This is a genomic window from Pseudomonas sp. CAN1 (genome assembly GCF_030462585.1).
Lineage (GTDB): Bacteria > Pseudomonadota > Gammaproteobacteria > Pseudomonadales > Pseudomonadaceae > Pseudomonas.
Genome location: NZ_JASMRU010000001.1, coordinates 66,216 through 87,161, shown reverse-complemented (window position 1 = coordinate 87,161; position 20,946 = coordinate 66,216). Strand labels below are relative to the sequence as shown.

The window sequence follows — 20,946 nt, the reverse complement described above, 5'->3', positions numbered from 1 at the left end:
AGGGCGCCAGCATCCCTTGCCGCCAGAAACAGGAAAGCCCGCTCAAGGCGGGCTTTTCGGGTGGTTTCGCCGGCTGCCGGCGGCAGTCGCGAAACGGAAGATGGCGCACCAGGCGGGATTCGAACCCACGACCCCTGCCTTCGGAGGGCAGTACTCTATCCAGCTGAGCTACTGGTGCGTAATGCCGCGGCTGGCGCGGCAGGCGGCAATCATACTCATCTCCCGTGCGGGCGTCCAATGCGGGTACGCTCGTTCATGATATCGAACGAAAACAGCCGCTTGTCGGTAGAAAACCACCGAAAACCAGTTGCTGGCGGATACCTTCGTGGGTTTTGTCGAACAAGCTATTGCCCTTTGCAGTCGAGGGCCCTAGGATTCGTTTGAGATTTCAAACGCCTCCCCATCACAACAACAGGAGACCGGAGCATTGGCATCACACCAGCCGGCCATCAGCCTGCGGGATGACAGTCTTCCGTTGCACCCACCGCATGTCCCTTGTGACAGGTCTCCGTGCGGCTTCCGTCGATCAGCGTACCGGAAGGTTGTAGGGCAGTCGTACTCCTGGGCCGAGCCCGGGAATCTGTGCGTGAACGAGTTCAACCAGACCGGGCAATGACCCCGGCCTGCGTTTTTTCGTGTCCGCATGCCGAGCGAACTAAGAGCCGTTCGCCGGGCGTCGCCCCATTTGCAGGGCGACATTCGCCTCCAGCGTCGATACTGATCGGCCGGAGCGAATGAACGGCAGAGACCACGGTCTCTCCCATCCAGACAACAAGGCAGGCGGGGCTCGTGTCAGACCCGCCGTCCACAGGCTTTCCTCGAAAGGAGACAGGTCATGCAACTCAATGATGCCAAGCTGTTCCGCCAACAGGCTTACATTGACGGTTCCTGGGTCGACGCCGACAACGGCAAGACCATCAACGTGAACAACCCGGCTACCAACGAGATCATCGGCACCGTGCCGAAGATGGGTGCCGACGAAACCCGTCGCGCCATCGAAGCTGCCGACAAGGCCCTGCCGGCCTGGCGTGCGCTGACCGCCAAGGAACGCGCCAACAAGCTGCGCAAGTGGTTCGACCTGATGATCGCCAACCAGGACGACCTGGCTCGCCTTATGACCATCGAGCAGGGTAAGCCGCTGGCCGAAGCCAAGGGCGAGATCGCCTACGCCGCCTCCTTCCTCGAGTGGTTCGGCGAAGAAGCCAAGCGCATCTACGGCGACACCATTCCGGGCCACCAGCCCGACAAGCGCATCATCGTGATCAAGCAGCCGATCGGCGTGACCGCGGCCATCACCCCGTGGAACTTCCCTTCCGCGATGATCACCCGCAAAGCCGGCCCGGCCCTGGCCGCTGGCTGCACCATGGTGCTCAAGCCCGCTTCGCAGACCCCGTACTCCGCCCTGGCCCTGGCCGAACTGGCAGAGCGCGCCGGCATTCCGAAGGGTGTGTTCAGCGTCGTCACCGGCAGCGCCGGCGAAGTCGGCGGTGAGCTGACCAGCAACCCGATCGTGCGCAAGCTGACCTTCACCGGCTCCACCGAGATCGGTCGCCAGCTGATGGCCGAATGCGCCAAGGACATCAAGAAAGTGTCCCTGGAACTGGGCGGCAACGCTCCGTTCATCGTCTTCGACGATGCCGACCTGGACGCCGCCGTCGAAGGCGCGCTGATCTCCAAGTACCGCAACAACGGCCAGACCTGCGTCTGCGCCAACCGCCTGTACGTACAGGACGGCGTGTACGACGCCTTCGTCGAGAAGCTGAAGGTCGCCGTGGCCAAGCTGAACATCGGCAACGGCCTGGAGCAGGGCATCACCACCGGCCCGCTGATCGATTCCAAGGCCGTGGCCAAGGTCGAAGAGCACATCGCCGACGCTGTTTCCAAGGGCGCCAAGGTTCTCACCGGCGGCAAGCCGCACGCCCTGGGTGGCACCTTCTTCGAGCCGACCATCCTGGTCGACGTACCGAAGTCCGCCCTGGTGTCCAAGGACGAAACCTTCGGCCCGCTGGCGCCGGTGTTCCGCTTCAAAGACGAGGCCGAAGTCATCGCCATGTCCAACGACACCGAGTTCGGCCTGGCTTCCTACTTCTACGCCCGCGACCTGGCCCGCGTATTCCGCGTGGCCGAGCAGCTGGAATACGGCATGGTGGGTATCAACACTGGCCTGATCTCCAACGAAGTCGCGCCGTTCGGCGGCATCAAGGCCTCGGGCCTGGGCCGTGAAGGTTCGAAGTACGGCATCGAGGACTACCTCGAAGTCAAATACCTCTGCCTCGGCGGTATCTGATCCGTTCTTTCCGTGGGCGCGGGGTGGCAGGCAAGAGCTGACAGCCACCCTCGCGTCGGCGTTTTCCGGTGGTAGCACCGGACAACCCGTCCGGCGGGCCGCAAGTGCCACGACAGTCGATCATCGTATGCTGTCGTGTGTGGCTTCTCCCCGCTTTCATCCTTTGATCCGGTCGCCCGATGAGCGGCCACTGAGGAAGCTATGAGCAAAACCAACGAATCCCTGCTGCAACGTCGTCAGGCCGCCGTACCGCGCGGTGTAGGCCAGATCCACCCGGTCGTCGCCGAGCGCGCCGAGAACTCCACCGTGTGGGACGTCGAAGGTCGTGAATACATCGACTTCGCTGGCGGCATCGCCGTACTGAACACCGGCCACCTGCACCCGAAAGTGGTTGCCGCCGTTCAGGAACAGCTGACCAAGCTGACCCACACCTGCTTCCAGGTGCTGGCGTACGAGCCCTACATCGAGCTGGCCGAAGAAATCGCCAAGCGCGTTCCGGGCAACTTCCCGAAGAAGACCCTGCTGGTCACCTCCGGCTCCGAAGCCGTTGAAAACGCCGTCAAGATCGCCCGTGCCGCCACCGGCCGCGCTGGCGTGATCGCCTTCACCGGCGCCTACCACGGCCGTACCATGATGACCCTGGGCCTGACCGGCAAGGTCGTTCCGTACTCCGCTGGCATGGGCCTGATGCCGGGCGGCATCTTCCGCGCCCTGGCTCCGTGCGAACTGCACGGCGTGAGCGAAGACGAGTCGATCGCCAGCATCGAGCGCATCTTCAAGAACGACGCCCAGCCGCGTGACATCGCTGCCATCATCATCGAGCCGGTTCAGGGCGAAGGTGGCTTCTACGTCAACTCCAAGGCCTTCATGCAGCGCCTGCGCGCCCTGTGCGACGAGCACGGCATCCTGCTGATCGCTGACGAAGTACAGACCGGCGCTGGCCGTACCGGCACCTTCTTCGCCACCGAGCAACTGGGCATCGTTCCGGACCTGACCACCTTCGCCAAGTCCGTTGGCGGTGGTTTCCCGATCTCCGGCGTTTCCGGTAAAGCCGAAATCATGGACGCCATCGCTCCCGGCGGCCTGGGCGGTACCTACGCCGGTAGCCCGATCGCTTGCGCCGCGGCCCTGGCCGTGCTGAAAGTGTTCGACGAAGAGAAGCTGCTGGAGCGTTCGCAAGCCGTTGGCGAGAGCCTGAAGGCTGGTCTGCGCGACATCCAGGCCAAGCACAAGGTCATCGGCGACGTTCGTGGCCTGGGTTCGATGATCGCCATCGAGCTGTTCGAAGGCGGCGATCACAACAAGCCGGCCGCTGAACTGGTCAGCAAGATCGTGGTTCGTGCCCGTGAGAAAGGTCTGATCCTGCTCTCCTGCGGTACCTACTACAACGTGATCCGCTTCCTGATGCCCGTCACCATCCCTGACGCGCAGCTGGAAAAAGGCCTGGCCATCCTGGCTGAGTGCTTCGACGAACTGGCCTGAGCCTCGTTGCTCTAACCCGTTCGATGAAAGGCCCGCGCAAGCGGGCCTTTCTTTTTGTCCGGCGTATTTTCTTCGCACTCGTTTTGTAAGAAATGTCCGCCGAATTTGATGGCGAGCATGGGAAAGCTCGTGGGCTTTGGACTACGCTGCGCAGTATCCGAAGGCCGTTGGCCGGCGGCATCCGAAGGACCGGGCATTCAGCAGGAAGCGCTCTGGATCGGTTGTTCCCGCCCCGCGACGGCGTCCGTCCCGAACGAGGTGTGACCCATGAGCCTTTCTCCCGGCGTGCTGGTGGCTGCCAGCGATCCCTGGAGCCGTGAGCTGCTCGGCCAGTTGGTGCTGAGCGTCCGTTGCGACGCCGCCGTCGAATTCTGCGAAGACGGCTTGGCGGCCATCGAGGCCTGTCGCCGGCACCCCTTCGCCCTGATCCTCGCCGAGCGCGAGCTGCCTGGCAGCGACGGCCTGGAGCTGCTGCGCCATGTGCGCATGCGCCGCCGTGGGCCGGTTGCCCAGCCCTTCATCCTGATCAGCTCCAAGGCCGACGCTGCCAGCGTGCGCGCTGCCCTGCCGCTGGCGCCCACTGCTTACCTGGTCAAGCCATTCAACGCCGAGAACCTGCGCGAACGCCTGCGTTCGCTGCTGCTGGCGCCGGGGGAAAACATCGTCTGCGAACTGCCGACCCTGGAGCAGAGCCTGTCGCTGGAGCGCTTCCTGCAGACCGAACGCGATGCCACTGAAGGCGCGCCGCTGATGGGCGAGGTCGGCGCCGCGGTGAGCCGTTGCATGGAGGCGAGCGACATCAACCTGGAGATGCTCGAACAGGAGTTCGGCCACGATCCGCAGATCACCGCCTGCCTGATCTCCGCCGCCAACAGCGCCGCGCGGCATGTCGGCATGCCCTGCCAGACGCTGATGCAAGCGCTGTCGCGCCTGGGCGTGGCGCAGGCGTTGAACCTGATGCTGGCGGTGGCGTTGCAGCGCGCCGCAACCCTCAACGATCCGCTGCTCAAGGAGCGCGCCGAGCGCTTCTGGGAGCTATCCCGACATACCGCCGACGCCGCCTTCGCCCTGGCCGAGTCGCTGGACGCCGACGCCGACCGCTGCTTCACCGCCGGCCTGCTGCACTGCCTGGGTGACCTGGCGTTGCTGCGCAGCCTGCAGGACTGGCACAGCGCTGGCGGGGCACTGGACGAGGCGGAAGTGGACAAGGCGCTGAAGCAGCACGGCGCCAGCTTCGGCTCCGCGCTGCGCACCCGCTGGCGCCTGCCGCTGGAGCTGCGCAACCTGATCGCGGCGGCCTACGCCATCGATAACGGCGTGTTCAGCCGCGAGGCACTGATCGTCAATCTGGCCTCCAGTGCGGCGCGTCTGCCGGAAGATCAGCTGCCTGGTCTGGCCGAACACAAGGCCGCCCGCATGCTGCGGCTGACGCCGGCGCAGCTGGGTTACCTCGGGCGCAGCTGACGGGTCAGGACGGGTCGTAGTAGTACTTCTGCGCCCAGGCGTAAGGGCGCTGGCGTGCGCTGCACCAGTCGACGAAAGTGCCTTCGGGCTGTGCCGAGTAGTGCTGCCAGTCGTCCAGCATCGCTGACAGCTGCGCGCCTTCCTCGGCTTGTCGGGCGAACGGGTTGGCGTTGGGAGCTTCGCTGATCAGTCGAGTCGCGAGGTCGAGTGCTTCGCGCGCCTCGGCCGGCTCGCCGATGAAGAAGCCTTCGTCCAGATGGTGCATGGCGTAATCCGCGGCGCCCAGGGCGAAACCGATCAGCCGGTAGCGCACCGCGACATCTTCCGCACAGGCCGCCAGTGCCCGGCGCAGCAGGTCGCCATCGTTCTCCAGCAGCCCCAGCCAGCGCAGCGGTGCATGGGCCTCCGGCTCGCTGTCGATCCAGGCGCGCAGCGTCGGCAACAGGAAGCGCGCAAGCAGCGGCTGGGCGAGGAACTGGTGGGCTTCGCGGGTCTGGGCGTGCAGTTCGACTATCTGCAGGGCCAGTTCGCGGGCGGGCGGGGTGTTCGGAACAGGAGCATTGCGCAGGAAGATTTCGAGGGCGGCGAACGCCTCGCGGCGCAGGCCTCGGCTGCGGGCGCGGGCGTAGTCCGCCAGCGCCTGCAGGCCGGGAAGGCTCGCCAGTTCATCGGCGAGCCGTTCCAGTCCTTCGAAGTTGTCCTGGTTCCAGTAGTACATGGAACGCTGCGCTTAGCGCGTGGCCAGCAGTTCCTTGCCGCGCACGACGGCGGCGCGGACCTGGTTCGGGGCGGTACCGCCGATGTGGTCGCGGGCGTTCACCGAGCCTTCCAGGGTCAGCACGGCGAACACGTCGTCGTCGATCTGGTCGCTGAACTGGCGCAGCTCGTCCAGGCTCATCTCGGCCAGGTCCTTGCCGCTGTCCACGCCGTACTTCACGGCGTGGCCGACGATCTCGTGGCAATCACGGAACGGCAGGCCACGGCGCACCAGGTAGTCGGCCAGGTCGGTGGCGGTGGAGAAGCCGCGGCGGGCCGCTTCGCGCATGATCTCGCGCTTGGGCTTGATCGCCGGAACCATGTCGGCGAAGGCGCGCAGGCTGTCGCGCAGGGTGTCGGCGGCGTCGAACAGCGGTTCCTTGTCTTCCTGGTTGTCCTTGTTGTACGCCAGCGGCTGGCCCTTCATCAGGGTCAGCAGGCCGGCGAGGTGACCGAATACGCGGCCGGACTTGCCACGCACCAGCTCCGGGACGTCCGGGTTCTTCTTCTGCGGCATGATCGAGGAGCCGGTGCAGAAGCGGTCGGGCAGGTCGATGAACTGGAACTGCGCGCTGGTCCAGAGCACCAGCTCTTCGGAGAAGCGCGACAGGTGCATCATCGCCACGGCAGCGGCGGCGCAGAATTCGATGGCGAAGTCACGGTCGGACACGCCATCCAGCGAGTTGCCGGAGATCGCTTCGAATCCCAGCAGTTCGCAGGTGATGGCCCGGTCGATCGGGTAGGTGGTGCCGGCCAGCGCGGCGCTGCCCAGGGGCATGCGGTTGGCGCGCTTGCGGCAATCGACCAGACGCTCGTAGTCGCGGCTGAGCATTTCGAACCAGGCCAGCAGGTGGTGGCCGAAGGTCACCGGCTGCGCGGTCTGCAGGTGAGTGAAGCCGGGCATGATGGTATCGGCTTCGGCGTCCGCCAGGCCCAGCAGGCCCTGCTGCAGGCGGGTAATTTCGGCGAGGATCAGGTCGATCTCGTCACGCAGCCACAGGCGGATGTCGGTGGCCACCTGGTCGTTGCGCGAACGGCCGGTGTGCAGCTTCTTGCCGGTGACGCCGATGCGGTCGGTGAGGCGCGCCTCGATGTTCATGTGCACGTCTTCCAGGTCGACGCGCCAGTCGAAGGTGCCGGCCTCGATTTCGCTCTGGATCTGCTTCAGGCCATCGATGATGGTGTCGCGCTCGCCGTCCGTGAGCACGCCGACCTTGGCCAGCATGGTCGCGTGGGCCATGGAGCCCATGATGTCGTGGCGGTAGAGGCGCTTGTCGAAGTCGACGGAGGCGGTGAAGCGGGCGACAAAGGCATCGACGGGTTCGCTGAAGCGGCCGCCCCAGGACTGGTTGGTCTTCTCTACGCTCATGGATCTCTCTTCCGGAAACGGGCAGGCGCGGCGCGCGGCCTGCATGAAAGGCAAAGTGCGACGATAATAGCAGGCTGAAGGACAAAACCGGCGGCGCTTTGGCGGGTTGCGGCAGGGGAGCGGCGGTGAATAGTCGCAGGGGCCGTGGCCGTTCTTTGCGCTGCCCGACAATTCCAGGCTATTGCTCGCACGCGGCGCTTGCCGCCGTGCGGGCGCTTGCGGAAACTGCGGCGATGCCCATACCGACGAAGACCGGCGACAAGCCGGCGCCCAACGACGACTTCTTCATCCCCGAACTCTGCCAGCCCGAGGCGCTGTTCAGCCTGGTGCTGCTGGCCGAGCTGCTGGTGCTGGTGCTGGTCCTCGCCGAGCCGATGACGCCCAGCTTCAACTGGGTGCGCCTGGCGCTGTCCTCATTGTTCGTGCAGTGGATCGTGCTGCTCTCGGCCGGCCTGCTGTGCCAGCTGCGCCCCTTCATGGCACGCTGGCCGGCGTGGCTCTCCGGGCTGCTCAGCTGCGCGCTGGTGGTCCTGCTGACGCTCGCCTGCACCTGGGTGGCGGATTACTTCTCCCTCGGTGGGCCGATGTCGCGCACCGGCGAGGTCAACCTCTACCTGCGTCATGCATTGATTGCGCTCATCATGTCCACGCTGTTGCTACGCTACTTCTATCTCCAGAGCCAATGGCGACGGCAGGAACAGGCTGAGCTGCGGGCGCGGATCGAGTCGCTGCAGGCGCGCATCCGTCCGCATTTCCTGTTCAACAGCCTGAACAGCATCGCCAGCCTGATCGAGATCGATCCGGGCAAGGCCGAGCTGGCGGTGCTGAATCTTTCGGATCTTTTCCGCGCCAGCCTGGCCAAACCTGGAACATTAATTTCCTGGGGAGAGGAACTTGAGCTGGCCAGACGCTATCTTTCCATAGAGCAGTTCCGTCTTGGCGACCGGTTGCAGATGGACTGGCAGGTGAGCGACGTGCCCGATGGCGTGCCGATTCCCCAGCTGACGCTGCAGCCCTTGCTCGAGAACTCTTTGATTTATGGCATCCAGCCGCGCATCGAAGGCGGTCTGGTGAAAGTTGAGGCGGACTACCGTGACGGTGTGTTCCAGCTCTGCGTGAGCAACCCGTACGACGAATCGATCGAGACCCTGCCCACGAAGGGGACCAAGCAAGCCCTGCAAAATATTGCGGCGAGACTTGCGGCACTTTTCGGGCCAAAAGCTAGTCTCACCGTCGAGCGCCGTGACGGACGGCACTTCACCTGTCTACGCTATCCATGTGCGCGTCTCATGCAGGAAGCCTGAGCTTATGAATGTCCTGATCGTCGATGACGAACCCCTGGCGCGAGAGCGCCTGGCCCGGCTGGTGGGGCAACTGGACGGCTATCGCGTCCTCGAGCCCTCCGCCAGCAACGGCGAAGAAGCGCTGACGCTGATCGACAGCCTGAAGCCGGATATCGTCCTGCTCGATATCCGCATGCCCGGCCTGGACGGGCTTCAGGTGGCCGCCAAGCTGTGCGAGCGCGAAGCCCCGCCGGCGGTGATCTTCTGCACCGCCCATGATGAATTCGCCCTGGAGGCGTTCCAGGTCAGTGCGGTCGGCTACCTGGTCAAACCGGTCCGCAGCGAGGACCTGGCCGACGCCCTGAAGAAGGCCTCGCGGCCCAACCGCGTGCAGCTGGCGGCGCTGACCAAGCCCCCGGCCGCCGGTGGCCCCGGCCCGCGCAGCCACATCAGCGCGCGGACCCGCAAGGGCATCGAGCTGATCCCGCTGGAAGACGTGATCTTCTTCATCGCCGATCACAAGTACGTGACCCTGCGCCACGCTGGCGGCGAAGTGCTGCTGGACGAGCCGCTGAAGGCGCTGGAGGACGAGTTCGGTGATCGCTTCGTGCGCATCCACCGCAACGCGCTGGTTTCCCGCGAACGCATCGAGCGCCTGCAACGCACCCCGCTGGGGCACTTCCAGCTGTACCTGAAAGGTCTCAATGGCGATGCGCTGACCGTCAGCCGCCGCCACGTCGCCGGAGTCCGGCGACTCATGCACAACCTGTAGCGACACAGTGCCGCAGCGCCTGGAGCCCGGGGGGCAGCCCCCGGGCTTTTCGTTTGCGCGAGCTGTTATCATGCGGGCACTTTCTTGCACGCTTCCTTTGCCTGGAAATGCCCATGTCTCGCGAAATCCGTATCGCCACGCGCCAGAGCGCCCTGGCACTCTGGCAGGCCGAATACGTCAAGGCCCGCCTGGAACAGGCCCATCCCGGCCTGACCGTGACCCTCCTGCCGATGACCAGCCGCGGCGACAAGCTGCTCGACGCGCCGCTGGCGAAAATCGGTGGCAAGGGCCTGTTCGTCAAGGAGCTGGAAACTGCCCTGCTGGACAACGAAGCGGACATCGCCGTGCACTCCATGAAGGACGTGCCGATGGACTTCCCCGAAGGCCTGGGCCTGTACTGCATCTGCGAGCGTGAAGACCCGCGCGACGCCTTCGTCTCCAACACCTACGCGAGCCTCGACGACCTGCCCGCCGGCAGCGTGGTCGGCACCTCCAGCCTGCGCCGCCAGGCCCAGCTGCTGGCCAGCCGTCCGGACCTGCAGATCCGCTTCCTGCGCGGCAACGTCAACACCCGCCTGGCCAAGCTCGATGCCGGCGAGTACGACGCCATCATCCTCGCCGCCGCTGGCCTGATCCGCCTCGGCTTCGAAGAACGCATCCGCTCCTCCATCAGTGTCGAAGCCAGCCTGCCGGCCGGTGGCCAGGGCGCGGTAGGCATCGAGTGCCGCACTGCCGATGCGGAAATCCACGCGCTGCTGCAACCGCTGCATCACCGCGAGACCGCCCTGCGCGTCAATGCCGAGCGCGCGCTGAACAAGCGCCTCAATGGCGGCTGCCAGGTGCCTATCGCCTGCTACGCCATCCTCGAAGGCGATCAGCTGTGGCTGCGCGGCCTGGTCGGCCAGCCTGACGGCAGCCAACTGCTGCGCGCCGAAGCCCGCGCGCCGTTCGCCGAAGCCGAGAGCCTCGGCGTGAAGGTCGCCGAAGACCTGCTGGGCCAGGGCGCCAAGGACATCCTCGATGCGGTCTACGGCGAGGCCGGCCACCCGTGAGCCGCTGGCGGCTGCTGCTGACCCGGCCCGAAGAGGACTGCGCGGCGCTCGCCGCGACCCTCGCCGAACACGGCATCCACGGCACCTGCCTGCCGCTGCTGGCGATCACAGCGCGGGAGGAAACCCCCGCCGAGCGCAGCCTGATCCTTGACCTGGACCGCTACTGCGCGGTTATCGTGGTCAGCAAGCCCGCGGCGCGCCTGGGCCTGGAGCGGGTCGACCGCTACTGGCCGCAAGCGCCGCTGACCCAGCGCTGGTTCACCGTCGGCGCCGCTACGGCAGCTATCCTCGAAGACTACGGTCTGGATGTCGTGCATCCGCAGGACGGCGACGACAGCGAAGCGCTGCTGGCCCTGGCGGAGTTCGAGCAGGCCTTGCAGGTGCATGATCCGAAGGTGCTGATCATGCGCGGCGAAAGTGGCCGAGAATTCCTCGCCGAGCGCCTGCGCGGCCAAGGCGTGGCCGTGGACTATCTGGAACTCTACCGGCGCGAATTGCCGAGTTATCCCCAGGGTGAATTGCTGCGGCGCATTCAGGGGGAGCGTTTGAACGCCATCGCGGTCAGTAGTGGTCAGGGGCTGGAGCATCTGCAGCAACTGGCCGCGCAGGACTGGCCGCAAGTGAGTGCGCTGCCCCTGTTCGTGCCCAGCCCGCGTGTGGCTGAGCAGGCACGGGAGATGGGCGCGCAGCGAGTGATCGATTGCCGGGGCGCCAGCCCAGCGGCCTTAATGGAAGCGTTGAGAAACGCCGACTAGAACAATTTCCGAGCGAAGGATGGATCTGTGAGCGAAGCCGTCACTCCCCAAGAGACTTCACCGACATCGTCCAGCCCGGCCGCCGCGCCGGCTCCGCGCAAGGGCGGCACTGGCCTCGCCCTGCTGGCCCTGCTGGTGGGGGCCGCCGGTCTCGCCGCGGGTGGCTGGGGCATCTGGCAGGTCCAGCAGCTCAAGGGCGCCGAGCAGCAGCGCGCGGCCCAGCTGGAAGAGGCCCGCGCCCAGGCGCAGGGCGTGCAGAACGCCAACGCGCAGGTGAGCAAACGCCTGGACGAGTTGCCCAACGCCGACGAGCTCGAAGCCCGCCGCCGCCTGGTCGTGGAGCTGCAGGGCGACCAGCAGCAGTTGGCCAAGCAGGTCAAGCAGGTGCTGGGGCAGAGCCGCCAGCAGTGGCGCCTGGCCGAATCCGAACACCTGCTGCGCCTGGCCGCGCTGCGCCTTTCCGCGTTGCAGGACCTCGACAGCGCCACCGAACTGGTACAGGGCGCCGACGACATCCTTCGCGTGACCAACGATCCAGGCGCCTTCGCCGCTCGCGCGCAACTGGCCAAGAGCCTGGAAGCGCTGCGCGCGGCGCCGCGCCCGGACCGCACCGGGCTGTTCCTGCAACTGGGCGCGCTGCGCGACCAGGCCGCCCAGCTGCAACCGCTGAACCCCGCGTTCAAGCCTGGCGAAGGTGGCGCTGGCCCGAGCACCGCCTGGAGCGACGGCAACGATCGCTGGAGCGAGTGGTGGGATCGCGTCTCGCAGTACGTGCGCATCGACTTCAATGCCGGGCAGGACATCCGCCCGCTGCTCTCCGGCCAGCAGCTGGACCGCGTCCGCCTGGCCTTGAGCCTCGCCCTGGAGCAGGCCCAGTGGGCCGCTCTGAACGGCAAGCAGGACGTCTACCAGCAGGCCCTGAAGCAGGCCAAACAGATCGTCGCCGACTTCTTCAACGCCGACCTGGCCGACAGCCGTGCCCTGGTCGCGCGCCTGGATGAGCTCAGTGGCCAGGTCGTCTCCGTGCAGACCCCGGACCTGGGCCCGGCCCTGAGTTCGCTGCAGGCCTACCTGTCGCGCCGCGAGAACGCGGTGCAGCAGCAGGAGGCGGTGGCGCCGGACGCGGGGACCCAGCCATGAGCCGCGTCTATGTCCTGATCCTCGCCGTGGTCCTGGCGGCCACCCTGGTCGGGCTGGCCATCTCCGAGCAGGCCGGCTACGTGCTGATCGCCTACAAGAGCTTCCGCTACGAATCCAGCCTGTGGACCTTCCTCGCGCTGCTGGTGGTGCTCTGGGTGATCTACCTGGTCGTGCGCCTGGTACTGCGCCTGCTGGGCGTCTCCGGCCGCGTGGTGAACCCCTGGTCGCGCTTCAACCGCCGCCGCCGCTCGCAACTGGCCGAAGAGCATGGCCAGCGCGACCTCGCCGAAGGTCACTGGGCACAGGCGCTGCGTCACCTGCGTCGCGCTGCCGAGCTCAGCGACCGCCCGCTGCCGCATTACCTGGGCGCCGCCCGCGCCGCCAACGAGCTGGGCAAGACCGAAGAGTGCGATGAGCTGCTCGACCGCGCCCAGCAGCGCGAGCCGGGCGCCGAGCTGGCCGTGGGCCTGACCCGCGCGCAGTTGCTGATCAACCGCGGCGATTTCAGCCACGCTCGTGTGGTGCTCGACAAGCTGCACCAGGAACACCCGCGCCACCCGACCGTGCTGCGCCTGCTGCAGCAGCTCTACGTCAGCCTGCACGAGTGGCAGGCGCTCTGCGTGTTGCTGCCGGAGCTGCGCAAGGAGCGCGTGCTGCCCAATGCCGAACTGGCCGACCTCGAACGCCGCAGCTGGATGGCGGCGCTTGGCGAAGCCGGCGAACGCGGCCTGGGGGAGGGCGAGAGCAGCCTGCAGCCGCTGACCCAGCGCTGGCAGAACGTGCCTTCGAACCTGCGTGCGCAACCGCAGCTGGTGGCCGCCTACGCCGAGCAACTGTTGCGCCTGGGCGCGCCGGAAGAAGCCGAGGACGTGCTGCGCAAGGCGCTCAAGGAAGGCTACGACAGCCGTCTGGTGCACCTCTATGGCCGTGCCCGTGGTCGCGATGGTGCGCACCAGCTGAAGACCGCCGAAGGCTGGCTCAAGCAGCATGGCGACGATCCCGAGCTGCTGCTGACCCTCGGTCGCCTGTGCCTGCAGAACAAGCTGTGGGGCAAGGCTCGCGAATACCTGGAGGCCAGCCTGGCCCGTCAGCGCAGCGCGGAAACCTGCGCCGAACTGGCTCGTCTGCTGGCGCAACTGGGTGAGGTCGAGCGCAGCAACCAGCTGTTCCAGGAAGGCCTGGGCCTGCTGGCGCCGCCGGTTTCACTGCCGGTGGCAGTGCGCGCCTGATCCTGGCGTGGAAGTGAAAACGGCGCCCCTGGGCGCCGTTTTCGTTTTCAGGGTTTGCCGTAGCTGATGCGATAGATCGCGCCGTTCTGGTCGTCGCTGACCAGCAGTGCGCCATCCGGGGCCACCAGCACGTCGGCCGGGCGGCCGTGGACACTGCCGTCCTGGTCCAGCCAGCCCTCGGCAAACACGCTCTGGCGCTTGAGCGTGCCGTCCTCGTTGAGCTCCACCCGCGCCACGCGATAGCCGATCTTCTGCGTGCGGTTCCACGAGCCGTGCTCGGCGATGAACAGGTTGTTGCGGTACTCGGCGGGGAATTGCTCGCCGGTGTAGAAGCGCAGCCCCAGGGCGGCCACGTGTGGGCCGAGCTTGGCCACGGGCGGCGTGAACGCGGAGCAGGGCTTCTTGCCTTCCTCGGGGTCGGCAATGTCGCCCTGGTGGCAGTCGGGGTAGCCGAAGTCCTCGCCGACCTTGCTGAGCTTGTTCAGCTCGTCATCGGGCTTGTCGTCGCCGAGCAGGTCGCGGCCGTTGTCGGTGAACCAGAGTTGCTTCGTCTGCGGGTGCCAGGTGAAACCGACGGTATTGCGGACGCCATGGGCAACCACTTCGCGCGCGCTGCCATCAGCGTTCATGCGTTGCAGGTTGGCGTACTGGTTGCGGTCCGGGCGGCAGATGTTGCACGGCGCACCGACTGGCACGTAGAGCTTGTCGTCCGGGCCGAAGGCGATGAATTTCCAGCCGTGGGCGGTCTCCTTCGGGAACTGTGCCGGCAGCTCCTCGGCCTTTGGCGGTGCATCGAGGTGTGCCTCGATATCGCGCAGCACGACGATCCGGCTGATCGAGGAAACGTACAGATCGCCCTTGTGGAAGGCCACGCCCACCGGCATCTGCAAACCCTCGCCGAGCGTTCTGACCTTGCCGTCGGGCGTTACCGCATAGACCTTGTCGGCGGACTTGCTGCCCACGAACAGCGTGCCCTTGTCGCCCCAGGCCATGGCGCGGGCGCCCGGCACCTGGTCAGTCAGCAGGCTGATTTGAAAGCCTTCCGGCAAGCGGATGTGGCTGAGGTCGGTGTCGGCAACGGCTGGAAGAGTCGTGAGGGAAAGCAGCGAGCAAAGTAGGAGATGACGACGCATGGCATGGATTCCCGGATGAGTGCCACGGCCAGTCTAGACACTCGCCTTGAACTGATCGCGGTGTTTCCTCTACCGTAGCGGCCTTTCGTGCAACAGCGCTTTTCAGTGGAGCCGCCATGAACCTGGCCAGCCCTCGTTCCCTGTTCTTCCTTGCTTTCCTCGCTTGCGTCGCCCTGCTCGGCACCGGCTTCTACCTGCAGTACGTGGTCGGGCTGGAGCCCTGCCCGCTGTGCATCCTGCAGCGCATCTTCTTCGCCGGCTGCGGCCTGTTCTCGCTGATCGCCGCGCTGCACGGCCGCGCGCCGCGCGTGTACTCGCTGCTGATCCTGCTCAGCGCCCTGGGTGGCGCCGGTACCGCGGGCCGGCAGATCTGGCTGCAGACCCTGCCGCCGGACCAGCTGCCGTCGTGCCTGCCGCCGCTGGACTTCATGCTCCAGAGCATGCCCTACACGCAGATCCTCTACACCATGTTCCACGGCTCGGCCGATTGCGCCGAAGTGACCTGGACCCTGCTCGGCATGAGCATCGCGGAGTGGAGCCTGCTGGCCTTCGTCGGCTACGCCCTGTTCGCCATCGTGCAGTTCTTCCGCCGCCGCGGCTGAGCGTCGCATCGCATTTCGCCATGGCCTGCGCCCCATCGGCGCAGGCCAGAGGCGTCGCGGTCTGTCGATTAAACGCCCGTATGAATTTTCCCGCGGCCGGTGTCTTGAAGGCGGCAACGGGCGGGCATACTCTGGGTTTCCACTCCGTCGGAAAGCCGCCGCCGAACCAGCTTCACACAGCGCGGACGTCGAGAATCGACAGAATATTGTCCCGGGGCGGACCTAGCCGGGACGGCGAAAGGGAAGTGAGGACAACATGCTCGAGAGCTGCCGTAATGCCCAGGAACGTTGGGGAGGCGTACACCAGCTGATCGACCGCTGGTTGCGGGATCGACATGAGTTGGTCCGGGCATTCGATTCCCTGGACGGTGTCCAGGCGCCGAAGACCAACGCCGAAAACCTCCAGAGCTTCTGCCAGCTCCTGCTCGACTACGTGTCGGCGGGGCACTTCGAAGTCTACGAACAGCTGATGAACGAGGCCCAGGCCTTCGGCGACACCCGTGGACTCGAACTGGCGAAGCAGATCTACCCGCGGCTGGAAACCATCACCGCGAATGCGCTGAACTTCAACGACCGTTGCGACAACGGCGATTGCCGCGAAGGCACCTGCCTGACCAGCGAACTGAAGACCCTGCGCCAGCAACTGCACGAACGCTTCGAGCTGGAAGACTGCCTGATCGAAGTGCTGCACAACTGTCACGAGCAGAAAGCCGTCACGGCCTGATCGTCGAGTTGCCCGACAACGGCGCGAGCGCTTCAAGCGATCGCGCCGTTTTCGTTTCTGGATTGGGTCGGTGCCGTTCATGCCTATCGCGGACGGAGTCCGCTCCTACGCGGGGGATGAGCCTTGGGTAGGAGCGGACTCCGTCCGCGATGTTTCGAGCCTCGCACCTTGGGCGGCCAACGCTAGAAACTCGCGCCGTTCGGCAGCTTTCAGCGGTGCTCTCGGCGTCTTTTTTTCGTGATGAATCGCTGCTGGAAATGAGCCGCAACGGTGACTGCGAGCGCGTCCTCGCGAGCGTGTTTTCAGCGCGTCGCAATCGCGATTTTCGCGTCGTGCTGGCGTGCCGAGAATGCACCTTGGTGCGCCTTCGTCGATGTTCAGGCGCTTCGTGCGGAAGGCTCTGCGACGGGTGTTTCAGGCCTGCGCTGAAAATTTATTTTTCATCCTCAAACCCACGCACCACGGGCGTTTGCGCGGCCTTGCCGGTTGCGCCAACGGAACCAAGTGCGAGACGCAGCGTCATTGAGTGAGTGAAAAAACGCGCCTTCGCGCACTGTTGAAAACCTCTGAAGCCAATGCCTGCTGCGGCCTGCAGCACAATAGGGACATTGGCGAGAGGCCATCAGCGGGGCTAGTATGGGCGCAACCACGTCCGCCAGGAGGCACGTCATGTCGGCCAACAAGAAACCCGTTACTACTCCGCTGCACCTGCTGCACCAGTTGTCCAACAGTCTGATCGAACACCTCGAAGGTGCCTGCAAACAGGCGCTCGTCGACTCCGAGAAGCTGCTCGCCAAGCTCGAGAAACAACGCGGCAAGGCACAAGAGAAGCTGCATAGCGCGCGCACCAAACTGCAGGACGCCACCAAGGCCGGCAAGGCGAAGGCGCAAGCCAAGGCCAAGTCGAGCATCGCTGAACTGGATGGTGTGCTGGACGTTCTGAAGAACCGCCAGACCGAAACCCGTGCCTACATCGCCAACCTCAAGCGTGACGTGCAGGAGAGCCTGAAGCTCGCCCAGGGCGTGACCAAGGTGAAGGAAGCCGCCGGCAAATCCCTGGCCACCCGCAAGCCTGTCGCTGCCGCCAAACCGGTTGCCAAGGCTGCTGCCAAACCTGCTGCTAAACCGGCCGTGAAAGCTGCCGCCAAGCCTGCTGCCAAAGCCGCTGCTAAACCCGCCGCCAAGCCTGCTGCGAAGCCAGCCGCCCGGGTTGCCGCTGCCAAACCTGCGGCTAAAGCGGCTGCCAAGCCGGCTGCTAAGCCCGCCGCCAAACCGGCTGCCAAGCCTGCCGCAAAAGCTGCTGCCAAGCCCGCTGCCAAACCAGCCGCACGCACCGCTGCCGCCAAGCCGGCCGCCGCGAAGCCGGCTGCCAAGGCTGCTGCCAAACCGGCCGCTAAACCCGCCGCCAAGCCTGCTGCGAAAGCTGCCGCTAAACCGGCTGCCAAGCCTGCTGCCGCCAAGCCCGCCGCTGCCGCCAAACCGGCTGCTGCCAAGCCTGCCGCGAAGCCCGCTGCCGCTGCCAAACCCGCAGCCAAGCCGGCCGCCAAACCTGCTGCGAAAGCCGCCGCTAAACCGGCTGCCAAGCCTGCTGCCGCCAAGCCGGCCGCCGCTGCCAAACCGGCTGCTGCCAAGCCTGCCGCGAAGCCCGCTGCTGCCGCCAAACCGGCTGCCAAGCCTGCCGCGAAGCCGGCTGCCAAACCGGCCGTGAAAGCTGCTGCCAAACCGGCCGCCAAGCCTGCTGCGAAACCGGCTGCTGCCAAGCCTGCCGCCGCCGCCAAACCGGCTGCTCCGGCTACCCCGAGCGCCCCGGCTGCCCAGCCGACCGCTCCGGCCGCTACCCCGGCTGCCAGCGCCACTCCGGCACCGGCTGCTCCGGCCAGCAGCACCTCCTCCAGCGCTTCCTAAGGCTCAGGAGAGGCTCGCCGCGGTGTGCAGGGTTGCCTGTGCATCGCGGCGCAAGCCGCCCGCATCCCCCGCCGCGGCATCCAGCCAGCGCGCCAGCTGTTCCGCTTCGCCCCGTGGCCAGTCCCGCGCCACTGCTTCCAGTCTCTCCAGCAGCACCTTTTCCGCTTCCAGTTCGAGCTGCTTGATCCGTTCCCGCAGCGGCGCCAGCTGCAAATCCCGCTTTGCCGATTCCCGCCAGCGCTGACGCAGCTCTCGCAGCGGCACTACCACTTGTTCGCGCCACTCGCGCGCCGTGCTTTCCAGCGCGTCGATCCGTGCCGGCGAGCAGGCCACGCCAGCGCTTCCCAGCCAGGCTGAGGCGAGCAGCAGGCAGACGTCCGCACCGCCTTCCTGCAGGGCCAGGCAAGCGGCCTCAACCCCAGGGCGGGCGTAGAGTTTCAGTGCATACGACCAGACATCATCAGACATAGAGCACCCACAGCGATTGCCAGGCGAAGCTGATAAACTCCGCCGCCATGATTCGACTACAAAATCTTACGCTACAGCGTGGCCCCCAGCGCTTGCTGGAAGGTGCCGAACTCACCCTGCACGCCGGACAGAAAGTCGGCCTGATCGGCGCCAACGGCGCCGGCAAGTCGAGCCTGTTCGCCCTGCTGCGCGGCCAGCTCGGCCAGGACGCCGGCGATTGCTACCTGCCGGCGGACTGGCGCATCGCGCACATGCGCCAGGAGGTCGATACCCTCGACCGCCTCGCTGTCGACTACGTGCTCGACGGCGACGTGCACCTGCGCAAGATCCAGGCAGACCTCGCCGCGGCGGAAGACGCCCACGACGGCACCGCCCTGGCACGCCTGCACAGCGAGCTCGACAGCGCCGACGGATACACCGCCGATGCCCGCGCACGCAAGCTGCTGGCCGGCCTGGGCTTCACCTCCGAACAGATGGACCGCCGCGTCGGTGACTTCTCCGGTGGCTGGCGGATGCGCCTGAACCTGGCGCAGGCGCTGATGTGCCCGTCCGAACTGCTGTTGCTCGACGAACCCACCAACCACCTCGACCTCGACGCCATCCTCTGGCTGGAAGAGTGGCTCAAGGGATACCCGGGCACGCTGCTGCTGATCTCCCACGACCGCGATTTCCTCGACGCCGTGGTTGACAACATCGCCCACCTCGAACAGCGCAAGCTGACCCTGTACCGCGGCGGCTACTCGGCCTTCGAGCGCACCCGCGCCGAACGCCTGGCCCAGCAGCAACAGGCTTTCGAGAAGCAGCAGGCGCAGCGCGCGCACATGGAAAAGTACATCGCCCGCTTCCGCGCCCAGGCCACCAAGGCACGCCAGGCGCAGAGCCGGATCAAGGCACTGGAACGCCTGGAAGAACTGGCACCGGCCCACGTCGATTCGCCGTTCGACTTTGCCTTCCGCGAGTCCGACAAGATTTCCAGCCCGCTGCTCAACCTCTCCGAAGCCCGTCTCGGCTACGGCGACAAGAGCGTGCTGGAGAAGGTCAAGCTGCAGCTGGTGCCCGGCGCGCGCATCGGCCTGCTCGGCCCCAACGGCGCTGGCAAGTCGACGCTGATCAAGACCTTGTCCGGCGATCTGTCGTTGCTGGCCGGTGAACTCGGCCGCGGCGAGAACCTCGCCATCGGCTACTTCGCCCAGCACCAGCTCGACTCGCTGGACCCCAAGGCCAGCCCGCTGCTGCACCTGGCGCGCATCGCCCCGGCCGAGCGCGAGCAGACCCTGCGCGACTTCCTCGGCGGCTTCGACTTCCGTGGCGAGCGCTGCGACGAGCCCGTGCTGAACTTCTCCGGTGGCGAGAAGGCGCGCCTGGCCCTGGCGCTGATCGCCTGGCAGAAGCCCAACCTGCTGCTGCTCGACGAACCGACCAACCACCTCGACCTGGAAATGCGCCTGGCGTTGACCCTGGCGCTGCAGGAATTCTCCGGCGCCGTGGTGGTGGTGTCCCACGATCGTCACCTGCTCAAGAGCACCACCGACGAGTTCTTCCTGGTGGCCGACGGGCGCATCCGCGAGTTCGACGGCGACCTCGACGACTACGCCCGCTGGCTGGTGGATTTCCGTGCGCGGCAGACGCCGTCGGCACCTTCCGCTCCGGCTGGCGACAAGACCGACAAGCGCGCCCAACGCCAGGCCGCCGCGGCCCTGCGCCAACAGCTCGCCCCGCACAAGCGCGAGGCGGACAAGCTGGAGAAGGAGCTGGGCAAGGTCCACGAACAGCTCGCCGAGCTGGAGCAGCGCCTGGGCGACAGCGCACTGTACGAAGCGGCGCGCAAGGACGAATTGCGTGACCTGCTGGCCCGCCAGGCCACCCTGAAGACCCGCGAGAGCGAGCTGGAAGAGTCCTGGCTGCTGGCCCTGGAAACCCTCGAAGAGCTGCAGCGCCAGCTAGAGGCCAGTGAGTAATGGAGGACGTCAGCCTGCTGGTGGCGTGGAGCGAACCGCTGCTGCGTGGCGGGCAGATCATCCTCGTCCTGGTCTTGGCGTGGCTGCTGCAGCGCATGGTAGCGCGCGCTGTAAGCCGCCTGGGCGAGCGCTACCCGATGCCGCCGGAGCTGCTGCTGCCGCTGCGTGGTGGCCTGCGCTGGCTGATCATGGGCTCGGCGCTGATGCTGGTGCTGGAGCGCCTGGGCGTCTCCGCCGATGTCCTCTGGGCCGCGCTGACCGGCTTCGCCGCCGTCGCGGCGGTGGCCTTCTTCGCCATCTGGAGCGTGCTCTCCAACCTGTTCTGCGCGCTGATGATCTTCACCATGGGTCCGTTCCGCCTGGGGGATCGCGTGGAAGTCATCGAGTCCGCCGACAAGCCCGGCGTGAAGGGGCGGGTGATCGCGATCAACCTGCTCTACACCACCCTGGAAGAAACCAACGAAGACGGCACGCCCGGCGCTCTGCTACAGGTGCCGAACAACCTGTTCTTCCAGAAGGCTATCCGCCGCTGGCGCGGCCCGAATTTCCCCACCACCCCTTAACGGA

General features: G+C 66.3%; 18 protein-coding genes and 1 tRNA gene. 14 read left to right on the top strand and 5 right to left on the bottom strand.

The annotated features are described in order from the left end of the window. Nucleotides 1-101: 101 nt before the first annotated feature. A tRNA-Arg gene (locus QO207_RS00400) sits at nucleotides 102-178 on the bottom strand. Nucleotides 179-835: 657 nt separating this feature from the next. Between QO207_RS00400 and gabD the strand changes: the two genes are divergently transcribed. From gabD to QO207_RS00385, 3 genes are all read left to right on the top strand, one after another. Next, a complete protein-coding gene (gabD, locus tag QO207_RS00395; protein WP_081518737.1) occupies nucleotides 836-2,287 on the top strand; it encodes an NADP-dependent succinate-semialdehyde dehydrogenase in 1,452 nt (483 codons plus the stop codon). A 201-nt stretch (nucleotides 2,288-2,488) separates the two neighbouring features. Then, nucleotides 2,489-3,769, top strand: coding sequence for a 4-aminobutyrate--2-oxoglutarate transaminase (gabT, locus tag QO207_RS00390; protein ID WP_045213232.1), 1,281 nt, complete (start codon nucleotides 2,489-2,491; stop codon nucleotides 3,767-3,769). Nucleotides 3,770-4,036: 267 nt separating this feature from the next. Next, on the top strand, nucleotides 4,037-5,233 hold the full coding sequence (locus QO207_RS00385; RefSeq protein ID WP_301478794.1) for an HDOD domain-containing protein: 1,197 nt from the start codon (nucleotides 4,037-4,039) through the stop codon (nucleotides 5,231-5,233). Nucleotides 5,234-5,237: 4 nt separating this feature from the next. Here QO207_RS00385 and QO207_RS00380 read toward each other — a convergent pair whose 3' ends face one another. Both QO207_RS00380 and argH read right to left on the bottom strand, forming a co-directional pair. Continuing rightward, on the bottom strand, nucleotides 5,238-5,951 hold the full coding sequence (locus QO207_RS00380) for a hypothetical protein (RefSeq protein ID WP_301478792.1): 714 nt from the start codon (nucleotides 5,949-5,951) through the stop codon (nucleotides 5,238-5,240). 12 nt (nucleotides 5,952-5,963) lie between these two features. Then, nucleotides 5,964-7,358 carry an argininosuccinate lyase gene (gene argH / locus QO207_RS00375; protein WP_301478790.1) on the bottom strand — a complete coding sequence of 465 codons (1,395 nt, stop codon included), beginning with the start codon at nucleotides 7,356-7,358 and terminating at the stop codon, nucleotides 5,964-5,966. A gap of 233 nt (nucleotides 7,359-7,591) precedes the next feature. Between argH and QO207_RS00370 the strand changes: the two genes are divergently transcribed. From QO207_RS00370 to QO207_RS00345, 6 genes are all read left to right on the top strand, one after another. Beyond that, nucleotides 7,592-8,662, top strand: a complete 1,071-nt coding sequence (locus tag QO207_RS00370) for a sensor histidine kinase (RefSeq protein WP_301478788.1) — start codon at nucleotides 7,592-7,594, stop codon at nucleotides 8,660-8,662. A gap of 4 nt (nucleotides 8,663-8,666) precedes the next feature. Beyond that, complete coding sequence (algR, locus tag QO207_RS00365) at nucleotides 8,667-9,413, top strand: alginate biosynthesis regulator AlgR (protein ID WP_017521347.1); 747 nt, start codon at nucleotides 8,667-8,669, stop codon at nucleotides 9,411-9,413. 113 nt (nucleotides 9,414-9,526) lie between these two features. Then, nucleotides 9,527-10,465, top strand: a complete 939-nt coding sequence (gene hemC, locus QO207_RS00360; RefSeq protein WP_301478785.1) for a hydroxymethylbilane synthase — start codon at nucleotides 9,527-9,529, stop codon at nucleotides 10,463-10,465. Continuing rightward, nucleotides 10,462-11,220, top strand: a complete 759-nt coding sequence (locus tag QO207_RS00355; RefSeq protein ID WP_301478779.1) for a uroporphyrinogen-III synthase — start codon at nucleotides 10,462-10,464, stop codon at nucleotides 11,218-11,220. Before hemC ends, QO207_RS00355 begins: the two co-directional genes overlap by 4 nt. Before the next feature lie 27 nt (nucleotides 11,221-11,247). Then, nucleotides 11,248-12,360, top strand: a complete 1,113-nt coding sequence (locus tag QO207_RS00350) for a uroporphyrinogen-III C-methyltransferase (protein ID WP_301478778.1) — start codon at nucleotides 11,248-11,250, stop codon at nucleotides 12,358-12,360. Next, nucleotides 12,357-13,589 carry a heme biosynthesis HemY N-terminal domain-containing protein gene (locus tag QO207_RS00345; RefSeq protein WP_301478776.1) on the top strand — a complete coding sequence of 411 codons (1,233 nt, stop codon included), beginning with the start codon at nucleotides 12,357-12,359 and terminating at the stop codon, nucleotides 13,587-13,589. Before QO207_RS00350 ends, QO207_RS00345 begins: the two co-directional genes overlap by 4 nt. A gap of 47 nt (nucleotides 13,590-13,636) precedes the next feature. On the opposite strand, the gene QO207_RS00340 is transcribed toward QO207_RS00345, so the two are convergent. Next, nucleotides 13,637-14,722: a sorbosone dehydrogenase family protein gene (locus QO207_RS00340; RefSeq protein ID WP_301478774.1), complete on the bottom strand. Its 1,086-nt coding sequence runs from the start codon at nucleotides 14,720-14,722 to the stop codon at nucleotides 13,637-13,639. Nucleotides 14,723-14,838: 116 nt separating this feature from the next. Here QO207_RS00340 and QO207_RS00335 point away from each other — a divergent pair, with 116 nt between their 5' ends. The 3 genes from QO207_RS00335 (at nucleotide 14,839) to QO207_RS00325 (ending at nucleotide 17,953) form a co-directional block, all read left to right on the top strand. Then, complete coding sequence (locus QO207_RS00335; RefSeq protein ID WP_301478771.1) at nucleotides 14,839-15,324, top strand: disulfide bond formation protein B; 486 nt, start codon at nucleotides 14,839-14,841, stop codon at nucleotides 15,322-15,324. Between the two features lie 256 nt (nucleotides 15,325-15,580). Further along, a complete protein-coding gene (gene rsd, locus QO207_RS00330) occupies nucleotides 15,581-16,048 on the top strand; it encodes a sigma D regulator (protein ID WP_301478769.1) in 468 nt (155 codons plus the stop codon). Between the two features lie 669 nt (nucleotides 16,049-16,717). Continuing rightward, nucleotides 16,718-17,953, top strand: a complete 1,236-nt coding sequence (locus QO207_RS00325) for an AlgP family protein (protein WP_301478765.1) — start codon at nucleotides 16,718-16,720, stop codon at nucleotides 17,951-17,953. A gap of 3 nt (nucleotides 17,954-17,956) precedes the next feature. Here QO207_RS00325 and QO207_RS00320 read toward each other — a convergent pair whose 3' ends face one another. Then, nucleotides 17,957-18,421: a TIGR02444 family protein gene (locus QO207_RS00320; RefSeq protein ID WP_301478763.1), complete on the bottom strand. Its 465-nt coding sequence runs from the start codon at nucleotides 18,419-18,421 to the stop codon at nucleotides 17,957-17,959. A 47-nt stretch (nucleotides 18,422-18,468) separates the two neighbouring features. On the opposite strand from QO207_RS00320, the gene QO207_RS00315 reads away from it, so the two are divergent. Together QO207_RS00315 and QO207_RS00310 are read left to right on the top strand one after the other, a co-directional pair. Continuing rightward, nucleotides 18,469-20,379: an ATP-binding cassette domain-containing protein gene (locus tag QO207_RS00315; protein WP_301478761.1), complete on the top strand. Its 1,911-nt coding sequence runs from the start codon at nucleotides 18,469-18,471 to the stop codon at nucleotides 20,377-20,379. Then, nucleotides 20,379-20,942 carry a mechanosensitive ion channel family protein gene (locus QO207_RS00310; protein WP_301478759.1) on the top strand — a complete coding sequence of 188 codons (564 nt, stop codon included), beginning with the start codon at nucleotides 20,379-20,381 and terminating at the stop codon, nucleotides 20,940-20,942. The genes QO207_RS00315 and QO207_RS00310 overlap by 1 nt, the downstream gene beginning before the upstream one ends. The last annotated feature ends 4 nt before the right edge of the window (nucleotides 20,943-20,946 follow it).